Origin of the sequence: Chryseobacterium cucumeris, assembly GCF_001593385.1 — a bacterium.
GTDB classification, from domain to species: domain Bacteria; phylum Bacteroidota; class Bacteroidia; order Flavobacteriales; family Weeksellaceae; genus Chryseobacterium; species Chryseobacterium cucumeris.
The window spans coordinates 62,297-85,139 of the sequence record NZ_LUVZ01000001.1 but is presented as its reverse complement, the minus strand read 5'-3'; the positions used below and the strand labels follow the sequence as shown (position 1 = coordinate 85,139).

18 protein-coding genes are annotated in these 22,843 nt (G+C 35.9%); 14 read left to right on the top strand and 4 right to left on the bottom strand.

Annotated elements, in window-relative coordinates; translation table 11 throughout:
* Positions 1-8 precede the first annotated feature (8 nt).
* Together A1704_RS00390 and A1704_RS00385 are read left to right on the top strand one after the other, a co-directional pair.
* Entirely contained in the window at positions 9-1,076 is a 1,068-nt protein-coding gene (locus A1704_RS00390) for a HEAT repeat domain-containing protein (RefSeq protein WP_062669394.1), read from the top strand.
* Positions 1,070-4,507 carry a sulfatase-like hydrolase/transferase gene (locus tag A1704_RS00385; RefSeq protein ID WP_062669392.1) on the top strand — a complete coding sequence of 1,146 codons (3,438 nt, stop codon included), beginning with the start codon at positions 1,070-1,072 and terminating at the stop codon, positions 4,505-4,507. Before A1704_RS00390 ends, A1704_RS00385 begins: the two co-directional genes overlap by 7 nt.
* Here A1704_RS00385 and A1704_RS00380 read toward each other — a convergent pair.
* Entirely contained in the window at positions 4,504-5,739 is a 1,236-nt protein-coding gene (locus A1704_RS00380) for a YaiO family outer membrane beta-barrel protein (protein ID WP_062669390.1), read from the bottom strand. The genes A1704_RS00385 and A1704_RS00380 overlap by 4 nt on opposite strands.
* A 191-nt stretch (positions 5,740-5,930) precedes the next feature.
* Here A1704_RS00380 and xth point away from each other — a divergent pair, with 191 nt between their 5' ends.
* Positions 5,931-6,710: an exodeoxyribonuclease III gene (gene xth / locus A1704_RS00375; RefSeq protein WP_062669388.1), complete on the top strand. Its 780-nt coding sequence runs from the start codon at positions 5,931-5,933 to the stop codon at positions 6,708-6,710.
* Positions 6,711-6,779: 69 nt separating this feature from the next.
* On the opposite strand, the gene A1704_RS00370 is transcribed toward xth, so the two are convergent.
* A complete protein-coding gene (locus A1704_RS00370) occupies positions 6,780-7,568 on the bottom strand; it encodes an XRE family transcriptional regulator (RefSeq protein WP_062669386.1) in 789 nt (262 codons plus the stop codon).
* 449 nt (positions 7,569-8,017) lie between these two features.
* On the opposite strand from A1704_RS00370, the gene A1704_RS24320 reads away from it, so the two are divergent.
* From A1704_RS24320 to A1704_RS00335, 7 genes are all read left to right on the top strand, one after another.
* Entirely contained in the window at positions 8,018-8,302 is a 285-nt protein-coding gene (locus A1704_RS24320; RefSeq protein ID WP_062669384.1) for a bacteriocin-like protein, read from the top strand.
* 209 nt (positions 8,303-8,511) lie between these two features.
* Positions 8,512-10,896: a TonB-dependent receptor gene (locus tag A1704_RS00360; RefSeq protein WP_062669381.1), complete on the top strand. Its 2,385-nt coding sequence runs from the start codon at positions 8,512-8,514 to the stop codon at positions 10,894-10,896.
* A gap of 284 nt (positions 10,897-11,180) precedes the next feature.
* Positions 11,181-12,674, top strand: coding sequence for a BspA family leucine-rich repeat surface protein (locus tag A1704_RS00355; protein ID WP_062669379.1), 1,494 nt, complete (start codon positions 11,181-11,183; stop codon positions 12,672-12,674).
* A 145-nt stretch (positions 12,675-12,819) separates the two neighbouring features.
* A complete protein-coding gene (locus A1704_RS00350) occupies positions 12,820-13,977 on the top strand; it encodes an alpha/beta hydrolase-fold protein (protein ID WP_062669378.1) in 1,158 nt (385 codons plus the stop codon).
* Positions 13,978-14,055: 78 nt separating this feature from the next.
* Positions 14,056-15,048 carry a phosphotransferase gene (locus A1704_RS00345; protein WP_062669376.1) on the top strand — a complete coding sequence of 331 codons (993 nt, stop codon included), beginning with the start codon at positions 14,056-14,058 and terminating at the stop codon, positions 15,046-15,048.
* Positions 15,049-15,058: 10 nt separating this feature from the next.
* A complete protein-coding gene (locus tag A1704_RS00340; RefSeq protein WP_228436656.1) occupies positions 15,059-15,847 on the top strand; it encodes a DUF2625 domain-containing protein in 789 nt (262 codons plus the stop codon).
* A gap of 89 nt (positions 15,848-15,936) precedes the next feature.
* The gene (locus A1704_RS00335; protein ID WP_062669371.1) at positions 15,937-17,175 is read left to right on the top strand and encodes a hypothetical protein; all 1,239 of its coding nucleotides are present in this window, start codon (positions 15,937-15,939) and stop codon (positions 17,173-17,175) included.
* A gap of 99 nt (positions 17,176-17,274) precedes the next feature.
* On the opposite strand, the gene A1704_RS00330 is transcribed toward A1704_RS00335, so the two are convergent.
* Positions 17,275-17,682 carry a GNAT family N-acetyltransferase gene (locus A1704_RS00330; protein ID WP_062669370.1) on the bottom strand — a complete coding sequence of 136 codons (408 nt, stop codon included), beginning with the start codon at positions 17,680-17,682 and terminating at the stop codon, positions 17,275-17,277.
* A 21-nt stretch (positions 17,683-17,703) separates the two neighbouring features.
* Positions 17,704-18,039: an antibiotic biosynthesis monooxygenase family protein gene (locus A1704_RS00325; RefSeq protein WP_062669367.1), complete on the bottom strand. Its 336-nt coding sequence runs from the start codon at positions 18,037-18,039 to the stop codon at positions 17,704-17,706.
* A 94-nt stretch (positions 18,040-18,133) separates the two neighbouring features.
* Here A1704_RS00325 and pdxR point away from each other — a divergent pair, with 94 nt between their 5' ends.
* From pdxR to A1704_RS00305, 4 genes are all read left to right on the top strand, one after another.
* Positions 18,134-19,591: a MocR-like pyridoxine biosynthesis transcription factor PdxR gene (gene pdxR / locus A1704_RS00320; RefSeq protein ID WP_062669365.1), complete on the top strand. Its 1,458-nt coding sequence runs from the start codon at positions 18,134-18,136 to the stop codon at positions 19,589-19,591.
* A 150-nt stretch (positions 19,592-19,741) separates the two neighbouring features.
* A complete protein-coding gene (locus tag A1704_RS00315) occupies positions 19,742-20,695 on the top strand; it encodes a DUF6624 domain-containing protein (protein WP_062669363.1) in 954 nt (317 codons plus the stop codon).
* A gap of 658 nt (positions 20,696-21,353) precedes the next feature.
* Positions 21,354-21,749: a VOC family protein gene (locus A1704_RS00310; protein ID WP_062669361.1), complete on the top strand. Its 396-nt coding sequence runs from the start codon at positions 21,354-21,356 to the stop codon at positions 21,747-21,749.
* Positions 21,750-21,946: 197 nt separating this feature from the next.
* Positions 21,947-22,816, top strand: a complete 870-nt coding sequence (locus A1704_RS00305; RefSeq protein WP_062669359.1) for a DMT family transporter — start codon at positions 21,947-21,949, stop codon at positions 22,814-22,816.
* The last annotated feature ends 27 nt before the right edge of the window (positions 22,817-22,843 follow it).

Sequence of the window (22,843 nt, the reverse complement as noted above, 5' to 3'; positions counted from 1 at the left end):
CTACAATCATGTTTCTCACCACTTCTGTGCATTTTCTTTTTCTTGTTTTTCTGGGAATGCTGTCTTTAGTACTCTTACTGATCATCGTTGTACTGATTTACAGCTTTTATCAGTACAGAGAATCTGTTCAGTCATTCAGATGGTCTGAATTGATCAATAAAAAAATCTCAGAAGTGATTGTATATGGTGAAGAGGAAATGCCTGCAGACACTACCTTTTCAGTAACTTCCGGCAGTCCTTCATTCAGAAATCTGTTCCTTCAGAAACTGGCAGAATCTGAGAAAAAATTTTCCGGAGCAGCACAAAATAAAATCAAAGACTTATTCCGTGAATATGGACTTCAGGAAGAAGCATTGAAAAAGCTGAATCAAAAGAAAGAACATATCATTGCAGGAGGAATACAGGAACTTACAGCGATGCACGTGGAAGAAGCATTGCCAAAAATTTCTACATTTTTAACCCATCCTTCAACTCAGGTGTATCAGGAGGTACAATATGCGATGGTTAACTTTAAAGGATTCGAAGGTCTTCATTTCCTGAACAGCATTTCCTCCATAATATCAGAATGGCAGCAGCTTCGTTTGCTTATTTCGATCAACAACATTCCCGAGAACTCAGGGGATGATATTAAAAACTGGATGAAAAGTTCTAATGAATCCGTAGTCATTTTCACCCTTAAACTCTTAAGGAAATTTCAGATATTATCACTCTATTCTACAGTAATTGATCTCCTGGATCATTCTTCTGTTGATGTACGAATACAGACCGTACAAACTTTATTGTCACTGGAAAATTCTTCCACCATAGCTCATCTTATGGAAATATATCCCGATCAGCCGGTTGAAGTACAGAAAGAGATTCTGAAAGTCATGAAAAAGTCGAAAGACCAATACAGTACAGATTTTCTGAAAGATCAATTATTAAATAACCAAGACTCAGGAATAAAAGTGCATGCAGCAGAAGCTTTATGTGCTTTGGAGCAACAGGAATACCTGGCAGAAATATCCCAAAAAGAAACCTCTTCAGAAGAACTCATTCAAATTATTAAATACGCATTACAGGAAAAAGTATGTTAGAATTCTCACACATCATCTATGAAGTTGTTATTTGGCTGTTTTTGATTTACGGAACAGCAGTAACCCTTATCTATGGCTGGATAGGAATTTATGCGCTTGGTGCTGTATTGCGTTATAAAAAAGAAAATACATTCACAGATTACAGTATTATTGCGGCCAATCCCAACGCTCCGGTATTTAGCGTTATTGCTCCGGCATATAATGAAGGGATGACCATTGTGGAAAATGTACGTTCCCTCTTATCTCTTTATTATCATAATCTTGAAATTATCATTGTAAATGACGGAAGTAAGGATGATTCCATTCAAAAGCTGATCGAAGCTTACGAACTTGAGTCTGTAGCTTATTATATTCAGGGAAAAATAGAAACCAATGCGGTAAGAGGAGTTTATAAAAGTAAAAATCCGGCCTTCAAAAAACTGATTGTTGTTGATAAAGAAAACGGAGGAAAAGCGGATGCTTTAAATGTTGGCGTCAATATTTCCTCCGGTGAATATCTGGTCTGCATTGATGTTGACTGTATTCTGGAGCAGGATTCGATTTTAAAGCTCGCAAAACCAATGCTGGAGCAAACTGATAAAAAGTTCATTGCCTGCGGTGGAGTGATTCGCCTGGCCAACAACTGCGTTATTGAAAACGGAAAAGTAGTAAGTGTCAATATGCCGAAATCTCTTCTGGGAAGAACACAGGCATTGGAGTACATTCGAGCTTTTGTACTTGGACGTATGGCATGGTCCAGAGCATCCGGATTGATACTGATTTCCGGTGCTTTTGGAGTCTTTGACCGAAAAATTGTACTGGCGTGCGGCGGCTACGATAAAAACACAGTGGGAGAGGACATGGAGCTGGTAGTAAGAATGAGAAAGTACATGGAAGAAAAAAATGAACCTTACGAAGTACTTACTATTCCGGATCCTCTATGCTGGACAGAAGTTCCCGAATCCAAAGATATTCTTAGAAAACAGCGAAACAGATGGATGCGCGGCACCATGGAAACCCTGTGGAAACACCGAAAAATGATGTTCAATCCAAAGTATAAAAAGCTGGGGATGATCAGCCTTCCTTATTGGTTCTTCTTTGAATTTCTCGGTCCGCTCATCGAATTTTCAGGTTATATTATCTTTATCATCTTTTTATTGCTGGGAATTATCAACTGGCCGTTCTTTATCGTTCTGTTCGCCCTTGTGATTTCAATGGGATTTTTATATTCCATCTATGCGATACTGGTGGATCTCGTAAGCCATCAGGTTTATACCAAAAGAAAAGACTTCTTTAGATTGATTTTCACGGCTTTTTCCGAACCTTTTTATTTTCATCCCATAGTGGTAAAAGCAGGCGTTAACGGATTTATAGATTATTTCAAAAAATCTCATGGCTGGGGCGAAATGACAAGACAAGGTTTCAACCAAAGCACACAGCATTTACCGCTGAAAGAAAGAATATATGCTATTCTTCAGGCAGGACTCAAAAAATGGGGAATGCTGGCGTTGGTTTTCTTTGCATTATTTTTAATAGGAGTAACCGCAGAATCTCTATGGTACAAATATACCTTTCCAAAATTTGAAACATCAGCCATTATTGGCCCTCTTTTCTTTGAAAATATCTTATTTGCACTGCAACTGACATTCTGTGTCGGAGTTATATATCTGATTATTAATTTTATCAAAGAAGGCTGGGCAAGAATCCTTGGGGTACTAACCCTGGTTGTTGTAACCGTTACACAATATATCTTATTCCTATATTTTTCTGAAAGCCGTAATGTATTGGGTGCAGACCTTTTATACTATAGCAAAGAAGAGATGAAGCAGATTTTACAGGCAAGCGGAATGCTCAACTTCAAAAACTTTGCATTACTGGGAATTTTGATAACAGCTTCCCTTGTTCCTTTATGGATTGCAGGTAAAACAGCTTTAAAATCAATCTATCCGGGAGTGATACTATTGGTTTTCGGGTTAGCAGCATTCTTTATTCCCTCCAATCTAGCAGGAGCAAAAGTTTTGAATTCTGATACTGAGTTTAACCAAAATGCAGCAAAAAGTAAATGGGCTTATTTCTTTAAATCCAACCAAGATAATTTCATCAGCGATCATCCGGAACTCACAGAATTGTTGAGCGATAATGAAGATTTTACTGCCAATGCAGAAATGATTGACAAAAACTTTCCGTTCTGGAGAAAAGAAAACACCCCGGATTTCTTAGGATCCTATATGCACAAATCCGAGAAAGTTCCTAATCTTGTTTTTCTTGTGATGGAAGGCTTCGGACATGCGTATACATCGCCGAAGGGATATATCGGTAACTTCACCCCTTATCTTGATTCTTTATCCAGTAAAGGGTTGTATTGGGAAAACAGTTTAAGCTCAGCAGGAAGAACATTCGGAGCATTACCATCATTGACGGGGTCTCTTCCTTTTGGAAAAAACGGGTTCCTTGAAATAGAAAAAACACCGGAGAATTTCAATCTTTATAATATCCTTAAAGCGAACGGATTCGAAACAGGATTCTATTACGGAGGCCATATATCATTTGACCGCTACCGTGAATTTCTGGAGTACAGTGGAGTAGATCATATCGTAGATGAAGCCTCATTCAGCAGTCCTTACCGTAAACTTCCTGCCAACAACGGGGAGAGCTGGGGATATGAAGATCAGGCTGTTTTAAGTAAAATGCAACAGCAGCAGAAAGCACAGAATCAACCGTATTTCAATATGATACTTACGCTTTCAACCCATAATCCTTTTTTAATCAACAATAAGGATTATTATGAAAAGTTGTACAACCAAAGACTTAACTCAGGGATTTTAACCAAAGAACAGAAAAAATGGGCAGCCGCTCACAAAAATCAGCTCATCTCCGTATTGAATGCTGATGATGCGATGAAAGGTTTCTTTGAAAATTACAGCAAACGCCCTGATTTCAAAAACACAATTTTTGTCATTACAGGAGATCATAGTATGCCTGAAATAACCTTAGAATCTAAAATTGACAGATTCCATGTGCCTTTATTAATCTATTCACCCTTATTAAAAGAATCAAAGCGATTCTATAAAACAGTAAGTCACTTTGATATCGCGCCTTCCATTCTGGCGTACTACAGAAATAATTATCAAATCAATACCCCTTCTACAGTTACATGGGTAGGACGTGGCTTTTCTGCAGATTCTGAAATCAGCAAGGCCGGAATTCCTATGATGCAGAGTAAAAACCAGCTTATAGATTTTGTTTCTGAAAAATATTATATCCATGACGGACAGCTTTTCACGCTTAAAGATATGGAAGAAGATGCTTCCAATGACGCTGCAGCCATGGGTAAAATCAACGGCAGGTTCAATCAGTATAAAAGCATGAATGCTCAGTTTTATTCCACGAAAAAACTGATGCCAGATTCGGTAATGGTCAACTTTAAGAAAAAAACAAAGTCAAAGTTTTAAAACTTTCGGGTATAGCCTAAAGTAATATCAAACTGATTCCCTTTTTCACCCGGACGGAATTCCTGGTTATAATACATCGTTCCTACAGAAAAAAGATTGACGGAGCGGTAAGAGAAATTATACTCTGCACCTATTTTAAAGGTTTTAAGCTTAAAGGTCTCATTTTCCAAAAGGTTATTTCGGTATTCTTCCGGACTTATTCCTGTTCCGATCTGAAAAGCAAAATAGTCCTGAGCTCCTTTGGTATAATAACGTACCGTTCCTGTATAAGAATGGGAAATGTTTTTGCTGTCAGGCGTTATATAAGTACGAAGATTGAACCAGAAATTTTTATAGTATTTTCCTACAGCCGCAGTATACATCCAGATGCTGTTACTGAAATGAAGCTGGCGGTAGCCCAGTTCCGCCTCAAAACTGTGAGGAAGATTGGCATTCAGGGAAACTCCGGTACGGTATTTCGGAAACAGACCTACATCATCAGAATATCCTCCACCTACATAAAGGTAGAACATTTTGGAAAGTCTCGGATAGGCTTCCAACTCAATCTGTGTACCGCCTTGTGCAAATTTGTTCGCATAGTTTCCACGAAGGATCACAGAACCAATAGGTGTAATTCTTTTGTAACTTACGCCCACGATATGCCAGTCGTCATCAAACTGCTTGTCAAAATGGGAATAGTTGTAAATAATTCCGACAGCATTTTTAGAAGACAGATCCTTGATTCTTACTGCAAGAGCCCTTGCCTCTGTATTTTTTGGATTGATAGATAATAGAGTGGTTATCGCTTTATCAGCTTCCTCATAATGATCCATTCCAAAATATACTTTTGCTTTCAACAACAGTAATGCCTCAGATTTTGAATGATAAGAAAGTCCTTTATCTATAATTTCGATAGCCTTTGTATTCTGATCATTCCAATATTCCAATGAAGCATACGCCAGAAAATAGTCTTCATCCCGGACCTCTCTTTTTCCGAGATCTTCAAACACAGCTCTTGCTGCAGCCAGATCTTTGTTCCAGGTATATAGCCTTCCCAAAAAAACCGAAATATCAGTATAATTGGGAGCTTTTTCCAAAGCCTCTTTTGCCAGGGCAATAGATGTAGCATAGTCTTTCTGCTCAAAAGCAGTGGTACGGGCTTTAACAAATAATTCATCAGCAGTAAGATTCTGCTGGCTGTATAGCGTAATTGGAAAAAGTAAAGCTAATAAAAAGGTCGGATATCTTTTCATCGAGGTTTATTATTAATGAGCTACATCTTTATTACAAATATATTGAACTTTTATCTCTCAACCCAGAGATTATTTATTAAAACTTACTTTTTTGAGATTATTATTCCACAAAACATCAAATAATAGATATTTATGATGGAATAATTATTGTCGTAATTAAAAAAGAATTGATTTTTTAAAAAAGCTTCATCATGAAAATAGCAACGTATAACGTAAACGGAATCAACGGCAGGCTTCCTGTTTTACTCAAATGGCTGAAGGAAGCTTCACCGGACATCGTCTGCCTTCAGGAGCTAAAGGCCCCACAGGAACGTTTCCCTGTACAGGAAATCAATAAAGCAGGATACCAGGCGATATGGAAAGGGCAGAAAAGCTGGAACGGAGTAGCCATACTGGCAAAAAACAAAGAAATCACCGAGGTACAAAGAGCTTTACCGGGTGACACAGACGATGTACAAAGCCGTTATATAGAAGCTATTATTGATCAAATGGTCATCTGCTGTTTGTATCTTCCCAATGGAAATCCTTATCCCGGACCTAAATTTGATTATAAATTATCCTGGATTAAACGTTTTAAGCGACGAACCAACCAGCTCATCAAAATGGAACTCCCTGCTATCCTTATCGGCGATTTTAACATCATTCCCGAACCTATTGATGTTTATAAACCTGAACGTTGGGAAAATGATGCGCTATACAGAACGGAAGTGAGAAAAGCATTTAAAGATCTTCAGAAAAAAGGGTGGCTTGATTCTGTACGAAGTCTTTACCCCGACGAAAAAGTCTATACCTTCTGGGATTATTTGTATAAAGCCTACGACCGCAATGCAGGAATGAGATTAGATCACATCCTATTAAGTCCATATCTTCAGCCTAGACTGACTTCCGGTGGAGTAGACAGTCATGTACGGGGGTGGGAAAAAAGCAGTGATCATGCTCCCGTGTGGGTTGAACTATCAGATCGTTTGTAATTAGAGAAGTTCATATATAATGTACTCCCGGAGTAAAAACCGGGAGTATATTAATAAATATTATAAGTATTAAGATTGTTTACGGCGACGGCCAGAAACCTTTTTGTCAAGATTCCTGATATCCTGTCTCAGTTCACGGAACATTTCTTTAAAATTGTAGCTTTCATAATCTCCCGGTTCAAAATCTTCAGGGAAAATTCCTGAAGCATACTGCCATATTTCCACTACTTCTTCAAAAGGAATATCATAAGGTTCATAAAACGAATTGTCAGCACTTACACAGATGGCATTTTCTTTTCTTTCTTTAAAACGCTTATAGGTAATTCCGTCATTTAAGGTAACAAAAACATAGGTTTTGCCTTGTTTCAACTCATTGATTCCCTCTACATATTTTCCTACAATATAAGACCCATTTCTGAACGGGGGCATAGAATCTCCATCTGCAGGAAAAGCTCTGTATTTTCCATTGGTAAGAAAAGGAAGAGCAATACGCTGAAGACTTTCGATGTAGTCTATATCGCTATAACCTTCCAGATATCCCATTGAAGCTTTCTGAGGAATAATTTCTATTGTATCATTTCCATGATTATCTACCGCAACCGGAAGAACAATCCTGTTATCCGGAAGCTTTAGCATTTCATCTATCGGATGCTTCTCAATATCTACAGACAGCATAAGGTCAATACTTACGTGGAAATATTTTGAGATTTTTACCAACAACTCGATAGGAGGTTCAGAAATTCCGTTTTCATATTTTGAATACCGGACTCTTGAAATCAATAATTCATCGGCTACATTCTGTTGGGAGAGCTTTCTCCTGGCTCTTAAAAAGCGTATATTATTTGAAAAAACTGACATTGATATAAGTATGTCAGCAAAAATACAAAATTTGATTCCGTTATCAATGAACAGAATGGTTTTTACCACTAGAAGAACACAAATTTTATCTTCCTTTTATCTTTTTTAAAAAAATTACTCTATCTGAAGACTTCAAACGATCAACTTTCACCTTATCTGAAGACTGTTTATAGGCAAATTACAGAGGCTTTATAGCCATTGAAAAATAAATACCAATAAAGAGCATTTAATGCAAAAATAATAACTCTAAATTCCACAAATTGAGTTATCATTTTTAACTTTTAGAAAATCAATCACATATAAGTGAAAATTATATCCTTATTAAAATACACTTATATTAATGAAATATTAAATAATAAAAACTTATAATTAATTTATTCAAAATAATTTGCAATTGTAAAGTTATTATTCATATATTCGTGATGTAATAATCATATAAAATTATAGTTATGAAAAACTTAAAAAAATTGGACAGAAATGAATTAAAAGCTATTTCAGGTAACGGATTACTAGATCCAATCGGCGGTCTTCTAGGTGGACTAGGAGGTGTAGTTGGTGGAGTAGTAGGCGGTGTAGGTACTATCGTTGGAGGTGTTGTATCTGGCGTAGGATCTACAGTAGGTGGAGTAGTAGGCGGTGTAAGCACTGTTGTAACTAACGCTTTATGCCAAACACAATGTGTTGTTAATGGTGTAGTCCACATCAAATTACTTGAGTGCGGTTCTACTTGCTAATCAGTAAGCAAATTCACAGTAAAAAAATCAGACCGCTCTTTCCAGAGCGGTTTTTCTATATCCTTATAGACCGCAAAATATCTCATAACACATTTATTATCAAATAATTAAATTTATTTTCAGGGCTTTCAATAAAAATCAATAAAGCAACATTGTTGCATTAATGAATTTAATGTTCTAGCTTTGCCGGATCATTAAAGTATATGCACATGAAAAGGACTGTTTATTTTTTGGTGGGTGGCACACTTATGTATTCACCATCCATTCTGAAAGCTCAGAAAAGTACCCCTGAAAAAAAAATTGTAAAAGACATAGAGTCTGTACAAGTACAGGGAAAATCTAATTATAACACTGTAAATATTTCAAGAAAAAAGCTGGATTTTATTCAATCCAATACCCTGGGAGAAACATTGAGTAAAATTCCAGGAATTCAAAATTCGGGATACGGACCGAATTCCGGTGCTCCCGTGATCCGAAGCCTAAGCGGAAACCGGGTAAAAATACTGGAAAACGGAACAGCAGTGAATGATCTTTCCGGGATAAGCCCTGATTTTAATACGGATATAGAGATGAACAATGTTCAGAGTATCACCGTTTATAAGAACTCTGCATCAGTTTTATATGGAGGAAAGGCCATTGGAGGAGCCGTAGATATTGAAACGGATTATATCGCAAGACAATTGCCGGATAAAAAGATCAATGTAAAAGGCCTTCTTGAAGGCGGAAGCAACAGTGGACAAAGACAAGCTTTTTCAGCGAAAGGAGTTATTGCTAAAAACTGGGTCTGGACGGTAGGAGCATCCAATCAGAAGCAGGAAATGGTCAGAATTCCCGGAAAATCAAAAGACAGCAGATGCTATGATCCGGATCTTGTCGGTTTCAACAGTATCTTACAGTCGTTGTGCCAGATCGATGTAAATTCAAGACGCGTACTCAATAAAAGTCTTTTTCCCTACATCAGCCAGTTTGCCAAGGATCACATGATCGAATATGAACTCTCTGAAGATGATCTTTACACCTTCAGTTCTACGTATTACAATCCTGCTGATGGTAAACATTATCCCAATCCAAAGAATGATCTGTATGTTCCTGGTCAGGATGCAGTAAAAGACCGTTATAAAAGTGAAGTAAACGGAATCAAGGATTATGTGGAAACAAAAGATGGAGTCATTCCCAACAGTCATTCGGAAAGCAATTCATTTTATGTAGGAACCAGTTATATTGGAAAATCATTGTATGTAGGAGGAGCTTATCAGAATTCTTATTCCTATTTTGGAGTTCCCGGGTATGCCATCCCTAAAATTCCCCAACATAGCCATGGAAAACCACAACCCAAAATAGAATATAGTCCCATCAACATCCGAAGCTTATCTCATAAAGCTATGTTTGAATCCGGTTACAAGTTTGCCCATTCTCCGATTTCAAGCATCAAACTGAATTATATGGGCGTATTTTCAAAAAACGCAGAACTTCTGGACCGTTACCGTGCCAATCAGTTTGCTGTAAACCAACACAATGGACGTCTGGAAATCACACAGCAGAAATTGAAATTTCTCACAGGAAGTACAGGTCTTGAGGTACAATACAGAGATATGAAAGGAACCGGAGGCCAAAGATATCTGCCTAATACTGTAAGCCGTGAAATTGGGGTCTTTACGATGCAGCATCTTGATTTTAATATCATTCAGTTTGATCTTGGGTATAGAAATGATCATGTGCAACGTAGAGCGGAAGCAGATAATAAGTATGTCAGAAGCCGAGGGCTTTCGGGCGGAAAACTCAGCGACAGAGATTTCACGCTTCACCAATTTCATAGTTCTGCACAATGGAATATTTTTAAAAAAGGATATCTGAAAGTACAGTACAACCATTCAGAAAGAGCTCCGGAAGTGAATGAACTGTATTCAGGAAACAATCATTTTGCGATCCTGACAGAAGAAAATGGTGATGACAAGCTGGATAAGGAAACAGCCAACACTATTGAAATCGGGACTGGGGTTAATATGAAAAACCTAACAGTCTCCGCCAGCTGGTACAATACTTCTTATAAAAATTATATTTACCTTGCCCATACCGGAATTTCCAGAAATACTTTTATTGTAAAAGAATGGCGTTCTGATGACACAGAAATCAATGGAATTGAAGCTGAAGCTACTTATAAAACAGATCTTGGAAAAATAGGAAAGTGGGAGATAGGCGGTTATTATGATTTGGTAAGAAATATAAGCGTTGCCGACAGCTCCATAAGAAAGTGGAGTGATGGTGATTATATGCCCAATATGCCAACAAGCCGTTTCGGATTCTCTCTTGAAGGAAATGTACAGAACTTTAGTATAAATGTAAGTTTAGACCATTATTTAAAACAAAAATATTTAGGAAAGAATATCAATCCTGAGCTTCCTATGCCGGCATTTTCATTGCTAAATGTACGTTTAGCCTATAAAGACAACAGTTTAGGCATAGGTGATCTGGAGTATTATATTATAGGAAATAATCTGTTGAACATTGAGGCCAGGCTTCAGAACTCTCAGTTAAAGTTTCTCAGCCCGCTTCCCGGAATTAATATTTCAGCCGGTGTAAAAATAACAATATAAATCAATCTCATTTCTGCAGTTATTATGAATTAATAGCTGCAGATTTTTTTGTTGTCCATTCAAAATCCTTCTTAGAATGCAAACAATTTCTGGCTGTTTTTACTCTGTTTATTTATACAAAAATTAATCAAAAAAAACTTAAAAAAAGAGGTTATAACTTTTAATACGACGAGTTCTGTCGCTGCGCGAAAGTACCTTTGTATTAGAGATAAGATAAAGAATCCCGGGAAATTAATTGTCTTACTAAACCCAATTTTTAACCTAACAAAAACCTCTTTTAATTTATGTGTAAAAAACAACTAATAATCATTTTTCTCCTTTTATTTTGCATTTCCTATGCGCAGAATGAATTTACTACCATCTGGAAACCCAATGCCAACGGCGTCATTGATCATTCAATAAGATTCGGCGGCACAGGAACCGATTACACCATTCACTGGGAAGAAGTAGGATATCCTGAGCATAACGGGATGTTTGATTATGTAAACTCCAGCAGCAATGAGCCTTTACTCATATATTTTGGGCCATCATTCCATCCAGATCCTCTGCAGGCCACTTACGAATTAAAAGTATCTAGCGGTAACGGATCATTTTACGGATTCAGGGCCAATACCGAAATCATACCTCCAGGTGGAAATCAGGAACTTATAGAACTTAGCCAGTGGGGAAATACGACATGGCTTCAGCAATTCGACAGAGCATTCGCCAACTGTCCCAATCTTAACGTAACGGCTGCAGATACTCCTGATTTAACACAGATAACCAGTTTATCACAAATGTTCCTTAACTGTTCATCTTTGACAGGCCATACTTCATTTTCTTACTGGAATCCATTCCGTATTACGGACATGAGCGGTATGTTCAGCGGAGCGACGCTGTTTAATCAGAATATCGGAAACTGGGATACGGCAAAAGTAACTAATTTCAGCAGCATGTTTTCTTCTGCATCTTCTTTCAATCAGGATATTTCTGCCTGGAATACGATATCCGGAACTGATTTTTCCTCCATGTTTGCAGATGCCACAGCTTTCAACCAGCCATTAAATTCATGGAATACAGAAAATGCGACTAATTTCCGCTATACATTCTATAATGCAGCAGCATTTAATCAGCCACTTGATAACTGGAATACTGGTAAAGTGACAGATTTTGAGCATATGTTTGAAAATGCAGTATCATTCAATCAGCCCATCGGAAACTGGGATGTAAGTAAGATTGATTATTTTGCTGGATTTAATATGTTTGCAGGTGCTTCACATTTTGACCAGGATATTTCTTCATGGAATATCAAGCTTCAGAACTTCAGCTGGAATTCAATCTATTTTGGATTTAAAAATGTCGGCTTATCATGTACAAATTACAGCAATTTTCTCATCGCTTTGAATAATAATCCTACCTGGGCGAATTCGACAATAACGTCCGGAGTTATAGATGCAACAGGATTGGTTTATTCTACACCGCAAGCGATGCTTGCCAGAGCCCAACTCATCAACAAAGGCTTTAATATTAGTGGAGATTCCTATATTTCAGGTTGTTATCTGTCATCAAGAGAAGTTTCCCCAAAAACGAAAACTTCCGTGTATCCTAATCCAACGACAGGAGTGATCAACGTGGAATCCTCAGTAGACGAAAATGTTTATTTATATGATAATAACGGTAGCCTCATTAAAAACATATTGTTTAGAAAAGGGAAAAACACCATCGATCTTACTGAATATCCTTCAGGAGACTATATCTTTAAAGGTGATACTTTTTTTAATAAAATCACCAAGCAATAATTAATCAGCTGAAAGGCTGTCTGTTTAAAGTCAGCTCCAAAATCTAAAGATTTTGGAGCTTTTTATGGAAAAAATCGAACAACATTACCATCGTTACAAATTTTATATGAACACAATCCGTAAATTTGAGTCTTAACTGATATCCATGATAAAAAAGTACTTACTCTTTCTTTTAGTTTTCACTTCAGCAACGTCTTCACTGCTTGCCCAGAACTATGAAAGATATAAAACACTAAAAGACACAATATTACAATCAACAAGTCTGGGATTTGAGAAAAAGATTTCTGTAATAGTTCCCATAGAATGGCAAAAGAAGTCCGGGAACAAATTCCCATTAATTATTGTATTTGATCGGCAAAATAAAAGAAGTAATCATTATATTCTCAATACCATTGACTATTTAACGAGTAATGAACAGATTCCTTCCTCTATCATAATAAGCGTTGAATCAGAACAAAGATACCGCTATCTGGAAACACAGTATAAAATTTCAGATCCCAACGGCCTTGCACAAGAGAATGAAAAATTTATTTTTGAACAACTCATCCCATTAGCTGAGAGAGAGTACAAAGCCTCTTCTTTTAGAGTTTTAATTGGTCATTCCAGATATGGATATTTTACAACATCATTATTGAATTCCAGAATAAATGACTTGAATGCAATTATTTCTATGAGCCCATTTTTTACTCAGAAAAATGTTGACCTAACAGATTCTATAAATCAATTCAGTAAGCGCTCTTTTCATACAAAAAAATATTATCGCTATGGAATCGGAAACGATTATCCCGAAGATTTCCAGAAGATGGATTCCATCATTAAGAAAATTAACAATCCCTTTCTGGATATGAAAGGATATGAGTTTAAAAAAGCAGATCATAATGCAACGCCAGGCTTACTTATTAATACAGCTCTTTACGAGATATTTGAAGATTGGTCTGCCATTCAGTCAAAGTATATATCAAATAAGCAAACAGACTTGAGCATTAAATCATCATTGGATAAAGAAATACGCTCCAATTACGGTGTTAATCTAAATTTTTCATTGGGTATTTTAAATGGAAAAGGGTGGGCATTTTATAATGAAAAGCAATATGATAAAGCTATTCAGGCCTGGAAAATCCTTATAGATTCTTATCCAAATTTTTCAGAGGCTTATTTAAATATTATAAAGGCTAAAATCTTACTAAAACAGGATTACTCTGCAACTGTTAAAGAATTCAATATTTCATTAGCAAATTCTGAATTTTATAAAGAAAAGGAAAAGAAGGATTTAGAAATTGAATTGCATGAAATAGTTAAATAAATGGATGTAATAGGTGTAAAATCGAAAAATGTTAACGAAATTGCGCAAACTATATAACCAGCTACGCACAAGAATTACATGACAGAGAAATTTCCAACAATAAACAGCACGCTTTTACCTGATAGACTTGGCCAACTTATTCAAGAAAGATATGGACTAACCGACAACACAGAATGCAGGATCTTCCGGCTTGCGATGAACCATTTATACATCGTTCATGATGGCGAAAGCAAATACGTTTTTAGAGTGTACACTCATGATTGGCGAACCGAATTAGAAATTCAAGAAGAATTAAGACTTCTCAATCACCTGAAAGAAGCAGACCGACAAGTTGCTTTTCCCATAGCAGATCAATCAAACAATTTTATTCAGAAAATTGAAGCTCCGGAAGGAACAAGATTCGGTGTTTTATTTTCATATGCTAAGGGTATAAAAACAGCAAAATTCTCACCGGAAACCAGCTTTCTGATTGGGCAGGCACTAGCTAAAGTTCATCAATCAACAGAACATGTAGAACTGATGAGAATGTCTTACAATGCTCAAAACCTGCTTAAGAATCCTGTTGTAAGGACAAAAAATTTCTATAGTAAAAACACGACCGAAATTCAATTTTTAGAAAGTCTTTCCGATTTTTTAACGCTAAAAATGGAAAATACAGACCTGCAGAAAATGAGATATGGAGCGATTCATCTTGATGTCTGGTTTGATAATTTACATATTGATAACGAAAAAGAAATCACATTTTTTGACTTTGATTTTTGTGGTAATGGTTATTTATGCTTTGATATCTCTTACTTTCTATTTCAGTTATTTACAACCCACCTGAACGAAGAGGAGTATGAAGCAAAAGCAGATAGCTTTATAAAAGGCTATGAAACTGTCACTAAAATTCATGATGAAGAAAAAAAGTTTTTACCTTACGCATGTCTGGCTATTATGACCTATTATATAAGTGTTCAGTGCAACAGATTTGAATATTGGACCAATATTTTCCTGAATGAAGATCATTTAAAAAGAATGGTGGGCAATCTCAAACGATGGATTGCTTATCATAAAATTGAGGTAAAATAATGACAGAAAAATGTATACAATTAATTATCATTTTAGAAAACTAATCAGCATGATAAAATGTTTGACAATTATTATATTATCCTTCTTCTCATTAACAACTTATGGACAAACAAAAATGCGCTCTATTGACGAATTAATAAACGATAAAGATCAAGGTTGGATTCTTGTAAAAGAATGGATAGACACCGCAAAAAATAAAGTGGAAATATTACCCGTAGATAGCAACCAAGCAAGGGATGCTTTATACAAAACCCAAGTTACAACCAAATCTCCAATGGGTTCAATTGTATACATGACAGGGGGCCTTTTGGTTGATAATGGCTGGATAAGAATTCTTGGCTCAGGTAGTGATAAGCTAAGCAGGTCATTGCCGGAATGGAATAGAGGAAAAACATTTGAGGATTATGGACAGCCAATTCCATATCTTTTAATTGCTGACGATGCAATAGGAGGTATTTTCATTCTTAATGGTGGCGGACTTGGAAACGATTTAGGAAAAGTATATTATTTGGCACCTGATAATTTGGAATATGAACCTCTTGACATTACTTACACTGAATTTCTGAATTTTTGCTTTAATAAAAATCTTGATGAATTTTATAAAGAATACAGATGGGCAAATTGGAAAAAAGATGTAGCAAAACTTAAAGGCGACCAGGTATTCAGTTTTTTTCCTTACTTATGGACAGAACAAGGTAAGGATATGAGTAAAGGATCAAAAAAGAAAGTTCAAATTGAAGAAAGTTACAAGCTTACTCTTGAATTTAGAAAGAAACTTGGATTTGATGCAGAGAAATAAATAATAGAACTTTTAAATTTCACTCAAACTATATCTAAAAATTTATATGATGAATACAAGCTTTCTTATCTTAAATAAATATTGTTAATATGAATACAAAACCCATCACTTTTCCCAATCAGAGAAAGCATAATGCTGTACTACGTTTTCTGCATTTGTTTGTTATTTCTTATGTGTATCTTTTTATTTTTACCTCTCAGTTTTCGCCTTTAGCAGGAATACATAAGAGTGGAGTCTTGTGGTTGTGTAAAAATGTTTTTCAGCAAACGCAGGTAGAATATATTACAATGACTGGCAGCGGCGATACAACATTAGATTATTGGGTAGTGCTTGTAAATATTGGCTTAGCGGTAGTGGCTGCACTCGTTATACTTCTTGCAGATAAAAAACAGCGGACATTTAAAGATCTTCATTGGTTTACGGTAGTAGTGGCACGCTATTATGTAGCTATGATAATGCTTTCATACGGTTTTGCAAAACTACACGACGGGCAGTTTCCTCCTAATTCAATTGGCAGACTGGAAGAAAAAGTTGGAGACATGTCACCAATGGGGATGGTATGGGCCATGATGGGAGCTTCCACTGGTTATACATTTGTTTCCGGATTGTTGGAAGTTATTGGTGGACTTTTGCTTCTTTTCAGGAGAACCAAAACCTTTGGTGCTCTTTTTTCCATGACGGTGATGATCAATGTAGCTCTGTTGAATTTTTTCTATGATGTGCCGGTTAAAATATTTTCCAGTCATATTGTTTTGTTCTGTCTTTTTATTGTAAGCGGTGATGCAATGGCATTATATCGTTTTTTTATCTTGCATCAGCCATCGCAGTTACGTTTTCAAAAAAGAACATTCGACAAAAAGTGGAAGAGTATTACAGTTATTGTATTCAAATGGCTTGTAATAGCTTTTTTCATATTAAGCTCTTCATCAGCACTATTTTATACACCTCCGGCCGCTCCGATGGAGGGTGCATATATTGTAGATAAATTTATCATAAACAACCAGGAAATATCATGCAACGATTCCATTGGCTGGAAAAAAATATTGATAACTTCTCCAAGCCGGACAAAAGTAATCCTGAACAATGACAGTACTAAAACATTCCAGAGCGTTTTAGATACTGAAAATAAAACACTTATGCTTCGTAAAATAGATCATCAGGACCTATATGCTTACCTGCATTACAACAGTCAAAAAGATAGTATCATTTTTACAGGAAATAAGGGTCGTGATTCTGTAAAAATAAAAACAATAAGAAAGAAAAAAGAAGATTATCTTTTAAACAAGAGGAGTTTTCATTGGATTAATGAGTATCCGTTTAACAGGTAACAGATATATAGCTTAGCGGGAAACAATATAAATAAGTGATTTTACTTAAAGAAGACATGTAGTTTTAGTACATGTCTTCTTATTTTCCGGGGTATTTCATTATTTCAAATCCTCCACATTGTTCAGTATATAGCACTGTTCCCACTGTTTCATCCCGATTTTAGGGTAGTAGCCCACAGCTTTTGGTGCGGCCAATAAAATCAATGTAGCTTTTGGAGTATGTTCTTTTGTCAATCGGATTAATTCTTTTCCAATGCCTTTCTTTTGATAATTCTCATCAACCGCCAGATCTGAAAGATAAGTGCAGAATGCAAAATCAGTTAATGATCTTGATATTCCAATCAATTTACCATTAGCCCGGGCAGTTGCAATAAGATTGGCATGCTGCAGCATCTCTGTTATTCTTTCCGGTTCGTTTACCGGACGTCTTTCTCCTAATGTAGAGTTTACCAGCACCTGGGTAAATTCTTCTATTCCAATTTTTTCTTCAATTTGATACGTAATCATTTTTATTTTTTTACTGTTATTTCAAAAGATATTATCCGCAGGGGCTTCTTGTCTTTCAAACATCCCATAATCGCGTATCACGGAAGCTACACGCAATCTGTAATCTTCAAACACAGAATTCCGCCCTGCCTGTTGTGCTTTCCTGTGAGTGGTTCTGTTGCGCCATTCTTTTATACCATCTTCATCTTTCCAAAAGGACAGGGAAAGAATTTTTTTCGGATCTACAAGACTTTGAAACCGTTCAATCGAAATAAATCCAGGAATTCCTTCCAGCTCGGATTTTAGTGAGCTTGCGATATCCAGATATTCATCTTTTTTTCCTTCTTCAGGAGCGACTTCAAATATTACAGCTATCATACTTTTAATTAAAAATTATTTGATTTACAGGGCAAAATTATAGGTAATTTGGACTACATTTGTATACCAGATTAAACATATAGAGTAGTCCAGAATGTTTCCGTTTGAACATATCATCACTATTGATAAAGAAAAAAAGCTTCCTGTTTACAGACAGATAGCCATCTCTATTATTAATGCAATAAGAAACGGTAATGTAAAGGCCGGAATGGCTCTTCCCGGTACCAGAGAACTTGCAAAAACACTGGGTGTGCACCGTAAGACGGTAATCGCTGCATATGAAGAGCTCAATGCCCAGGATTGGATCCTGATTATTCCCCGGAAACAGGTCAGAGTATCTGAGCGTATTCCAACTCTACAACCTCAAAAGTGGAACGCTCAAAATTCATCTTTATCCTATGAAAATAATTTCGACCTTCCGATTCATCTATCAAAGAAAGATCCGTCACAGCAGGAGCTGACTGTTCTTCCTGAGATTTTCATTGATGATGGGCATCCCGATATTCGCCTTTCTCCTATAGATGAACTGTTGAAAATTTACCGCAGCTATACATCAAGAAGCTTTAGCATTAAAAAAGCAGTTGTTGGGACAACTCAAGGTACATTAAAACTAAGAGAAGAGCTATCGAGATATCTATCTGCAACAAGAGGGCTGAATATTTCCGTTGATAACCTATTGATTACCCATGGCGCACAAATGAGCATTTATCTGGCGGCTCAGTTGCTTTTACAGGATGGAGACATTATTGTTTCCGGAAAACCAGGATATCCTATTGCGAACAGTGCATTTGAGAAAACAAAAGCATCTGTAATAGAGGTTCCTGTAGACGAAAACGGACTGGACATTAATGCTCTCGAAAAAATGTGTAAAAAGAAAAAAATAACCGCCGTATACCTCATTCCTCATCATCATTATCCTACAACAGTCACTTTGAGCGTTGAAAGGAGAATGAAACTGTTGGAGCTTTCCAATCAATATTCGTTTGCTATTATTGAGGATGATTACGATTATGATTATCATTATTCCTCCTCACCATATTTACCTTTGGCAAGTGGAGCTCATAAGGGGAATGTCATTTACATTGGTTCATTTTCAAAAATATTGGGTTCTTCCATTCGTATTGGTTTTATGGTTGCTCCTAAAAATTTCATTCAGGAAGCTGTTGTTTTACGAAAAGCAATTGATGTAGGAGGGGATGGATATATGCAGAATGCATTAGCAGAATTGATTAAAAGTGGTGATTTGGGAAGGTATCTGAAGAAAGCCAAAAAGTCTTACCATCAACGCAGAGATTATCTGAATATACTTTTGCAGCAGCATCTAAGCCCTTATATCTCTTTTACCTTACCAGACGGCGGCCTGTCGGTTTGGATACAGCTCAAACATCCCTACAGCGTTAATACATTGAAAACTCATTTACAATTGCAAATCAAACGAATAGATGAAGAAGAGAATGCTTTTCGATTAGGTTTTGCTTCAAAGAATGAGAAAGAACTTGAAGAGATCGTTTTATTCATGAAGAAAATTCTTACAAATAGGTATTCAATATGATTATTTAATTAAAAAACAAAAAATTCGTCAATCCAACGAAAACCTAGTATAAATTCTTTTTTATGATCTCTTAACAATTCAATCATCAAAATAAATTTTATATTAGTAGAATAATAACCATCTAAGATTTAAGAATTAAATACAGAAAACATGAGAAATACTATTTATACTTTGTTATTACTATTTTTATTCTCAGGCTTTAATGCTCAGGAATATTCAAAATTAATAAGTGAAGCTAATCAATTATATGAATCAAAAGATTATAAAATGTCTGCAGATTTATATAATCAGGCTTTTAAAATCGAAAGCGAAAATCCAAGTCACTTATATAATGGTGCATGTTCATCTTCTTTAGCGGGAAATACAAAGCAAGCATTTAAATGGCTGAACTTATCAATAGAAAAAGGCTGGACCAATCTAAAGCACTTAAATTCTGATACTGATTTAGAAAATTTGCATTCGAAAAAAGAGTGGGGGAAAACCATTGAAAAGTTAGAAAAAAAAATAGCAGCCATAGAAGCAAATTATGACAAACCCCTGCAGGCTGAGTTATTGGCAATTCTTGATGAAGACCAGAAATATAGAGTACAAATGAGTGAAACTCAAAAAAAATTCGGCCCAAATTCTAAAGAAATAAATGACCTTTGGAAAATAACCAATCAGAAAGACTCCATTAACTTAATAAAAGTAAAAAAAATATTAGATGAAAAAGGCTGGGTGGGTAAAGACAAAGTAGGCGCGCAAGCCAATAGTGCATTATTTCTTGTCATTCAACATTCAGATCTGGAAACGCAAAAAAAATATTTACCCATGATGAAAGAAGCAGTAACAAAAGGCAATGCGAGTCCAGGTTCTTTAGCTTTGTTAATTGACAGAATAGAAATTCGCGAAGGCAGAAAACAAATCTACGGAAGCCAAATAGGAATCAATCAAAGTAATAATACTTACTATATTTTACCTTTAACTGATCCTGACAATGTAGATAAAAGAAGAACAGAAGTCGGCTTAGATCCAATCTCTAACTATGTTAAAAATTGGAATTTGGTTTGGGACGTTGAAAAGTATAAAAGAGAATTACCCGAATTAGAAAAATTAAATAAATAGAAAACCATCTGATTACAGCAGTTGGCACAAGTGGCGGATTAAGGCTCAATTAAAAGATTCCTTAATCTGCCATTTATTTTATAAGAAACGTAAGGGATTCAAAACTTTCTGGATTTAAGATGATTTATCTGAAAATATAAGCAGTTGCGGAAGATAGAGTTTATTATACTTGAAAATCTGATGCAATGGCCGAAAGTATAAAATCATGAAATATAATAACATGTTCTGTGAATCTTTGAAAGCCAAACAATACACAATTTAACATAATATAAATTATAGGACTTTTATTACAGCCTACAAATAGAGTAACTAACCGCCTGAGAATCTCTTATTCCGTCATTTTCCTGGCCAAATATTCTTTAACCGTTTCTAAGAACTCTTTCTGGATCATAAAACGATCCAGAAACTCTTCCAGGACTGTTGGATTATTCTGGTCAGGATCTGTTGCACAAACAAAAAAATGATCAGGATATTCCTCCTAACTGCTTAATTTTATCTACAATACTCTTATTCATGCACTATAATTCATTATTACATTATGTTAAATTGAAACCATTCAAAGTCTCATACTGATCTTAAAAATACAAAATCTTGCCACATGGCAGGTTTTCTACTGTAAAAACAGAATACCTTTATCCTAACCAAAAAATAAAATAGTATGAAACCTAAAATGATCTGGGCCAATCTGGCCGTAACCGACCTCGAACGCACACAGAAATTCTATACTGAACTGGGATTCAGACCTAATAGCCCGTACAGTTCCAATGAGCTGGTAAGTTTTTTTATGGCTGGAAATGAATTGATTGTCCACTTTTTCTTAAAAAATGTCATAGAAAACAACCTGAAAAGCATGAAATTCGGAGATCCTCAAAGCTCCAACGAAATTATATTCACCCTTTCTGCAGAAAGCAAAAGTCAGGTGGATGAATGGGCTGAAGAAGTAAAAAATGCTGGTGGAACCATTGTTTCAGAGCCTGAGAGCTTTGGAGAAAATTACTACGGTTTTGTATTTGCAGATCCGGATGGACACAAGTTCAATGTATTTTTTATGTAAACTTTCAAAATATTTTTCCCTATATTTGACATTCAACAGATCAATATGAACCGCTCGAACTGTCTGCCTCCTCCAGCACCTTAATATTTTCAATTTAATTTGAAGCATACTCATGTCGTTAACTTATTAACGATCGGTTTTGCCGTGCTTCACATTCTAACAAAAATATTAATTCCAATTTTACAGTTCATTCTCAAATGAAAAAATCATATTTATTATTACATCTGGCCGTAATTCTGGCCGGATTTACTGGTGTATTCGGGAAATTGATCACTCTTAACGAAGGTTTACTGGTCTGGTACAGACTCCTCTTCTCCTCTATTATTTTGTTCTTTATTGTAAAGCTCTTGAAAATCCCAACGGATATTCCTTTCCGGGGAAAAATTCAGATTTCAAAAGCCGGCTTACTGCTTACGCTCCATTGGCTTCTTTTTTATGCCAGTATAAAATATGCCAATATATCCATTGGTGTGGTGTGCTACTGCCTGACAAGTTTTTTCACAGCTATATTCAAACCTGTTCTTGATAGGGAGAAATTCAAGCTTTCAGAATTACTTCTCAGTACGTTAACGATTGTAGGAATCAGTTTAATATTTCACTTTGATACTTCCTATCAGCTTGGGATTATATTAGGCGTCTTTTCATCGGCATTCGGGGCTTTGTATACGATTTATAACAAACGTCTGGTGACTCATTTTGATACCAAAATTATCAACTATTATCAGATGATTGCCGGTACTTTATGCTGGGGAGCGTTTTTGCCCGTATATCTCCTCTATTTTCAGTCAGATAGCATAGTTCCTGACTTAAAAAACACGGCTTATTTGGGCGTTTTATCGCTTTTTTGTACTGTTGGCTTATATGTAATGTTTGCAGAAGTTTTGAAGAAAATTCCGGCATTTACCGTTAACTTAACATACAATCTGGAGCCTGTGTATGCTATTATTATGGCGTTCTTATTTTTCGGAGAAAGCAAAGAAGTGAATCTTTCGTTTTATATAGGATTGGTCTTTATTATTGCTTCTGTGGTTTTGCAGACGGTAATTTCTATTAAGAAAACAAAATAAAAATCAAAGCTTTTAAACCAAAACCGG

Bases quoted from the DNA above. Each gene is read 5' to 3' on its own strand.
- A1704_RS00305 (WP_062669359.1), top strand. From the start codon at position 21,947: ATGAAAAAATCATATTTATTATTACATCTGGCCGTAATTCTGGCCGGA.
- A1704_RS00335 (WP_062669371.1), top strand. From the start codon at position 15,937: ATGAATACAAAACCCATCACTTTTCCCAATCAGAGAAAGCATAATGCT.
- A1704_RS00390 (WP_062669394.1), top strand. From the start codon at position 9: ATGTTTCTCACCACTTCTGTGCATTTTCTTTTTCTTGTTTTTCTGGGA.
- A1704_RS00380 (WP_062669390.1), bottom strand. From the start codon at position 5,739: ATGAAAAGATATCCGACCTTTTTATTAGCTTTACTTTTTCCAATTACG.
- A1704_RS00345 (WP_062669376.1), top strand. From the start codon at position 14,056: ATGACAGAGAAATTTCCAACAATAAACAGCACGCTTTTACCTGATAGA.
- A1704_RS00350 (WP_062669378.1), top strand. From the start codon at position 12,820: ATGATAAAAAAGTACTTACTCTTTCTTTTAGTTTTCACTTCAGCAACG.
- xth (WP_062669388.1), top strand. From the start codon at position 5,931: ATGAAAATAGCAACGTATAACGTAAACGGAATCAACGGCAGGCTTCCT.
- A1704_RS24320 (WP_062669384.1), top strand. From the start codon at position 8,018: ATGAAAAACTTAAAAAAATTGGACAGAAATGAATTAAAAGCTATTTCA.
- A1704_RS00340 (WP_228436656.1), top strand. From the start codon at position 15,059: ATGTATACAATTAATTATCATTTTAGAAAACTAATCAGCATGATAAAA.
- A1704_RS00370 (WP_062669386.1), bottom strand. From the start codon at position 7,568: ATGTCAGTTTTTTCAAATAATATACGCTTTTTAAGAGCCAGGAGAAAG.
- pdxR (WP_062669365.1), top strand. From the start codon at position 18,134: ATGTTTCCGTTTGAACATATCATCACTATTGATAAAGAAAAAAAGCTT.
- A1704_RS00310 (WP_062669361.1), top strand. From the start codon at position 21,354: ATGAAACCTAAAATGATCTGGGCCAATCTGGCCGTAACCGACCTCGAA.
- A1704_RS00315 (WP_062669363.1), top strand. From the start codon at position 19,742: ATGAGAAATACTATTTATACTTTGTTATTACTATTTTTATTCTCAGGC.
- A1704_RS00330 (WP_062669370.1), bottom strand. From the start codon at position 17,682: ATGATTACGTATCAAATTGAAGAAAAAATTGGAATAGAAGAATTTACC.
- A1704_RS00385 (WP_062669392.1), top strand. From the start codon at position 1,070: ATGTTAGAATTCTCACACATCATCTATGAAGTTGTTATTTGGCTGTTT.
- A1704_RS00360 (WP_062669381.1), top strand. From the start codon at position 8,512: ATGAAAAGGACTGTTTATTTTTTGGTGGGTGGCACACTTATGTATTCA.
- A1704_RS00355 (WP_062669379.1), top strand. From the start codon at position 11,181: ATGTGTAAAAAACAACTAATAATCATTTTTCTCCTTTTATTTTGCATT.
- A1704_RS00325 (WP_062669367.1), bottom strand. From the start codon at position 18,039: ATGATAGCTGTAATATTTGAAGTCGCTCCTGAAGAAGGAAAAAAAGAT.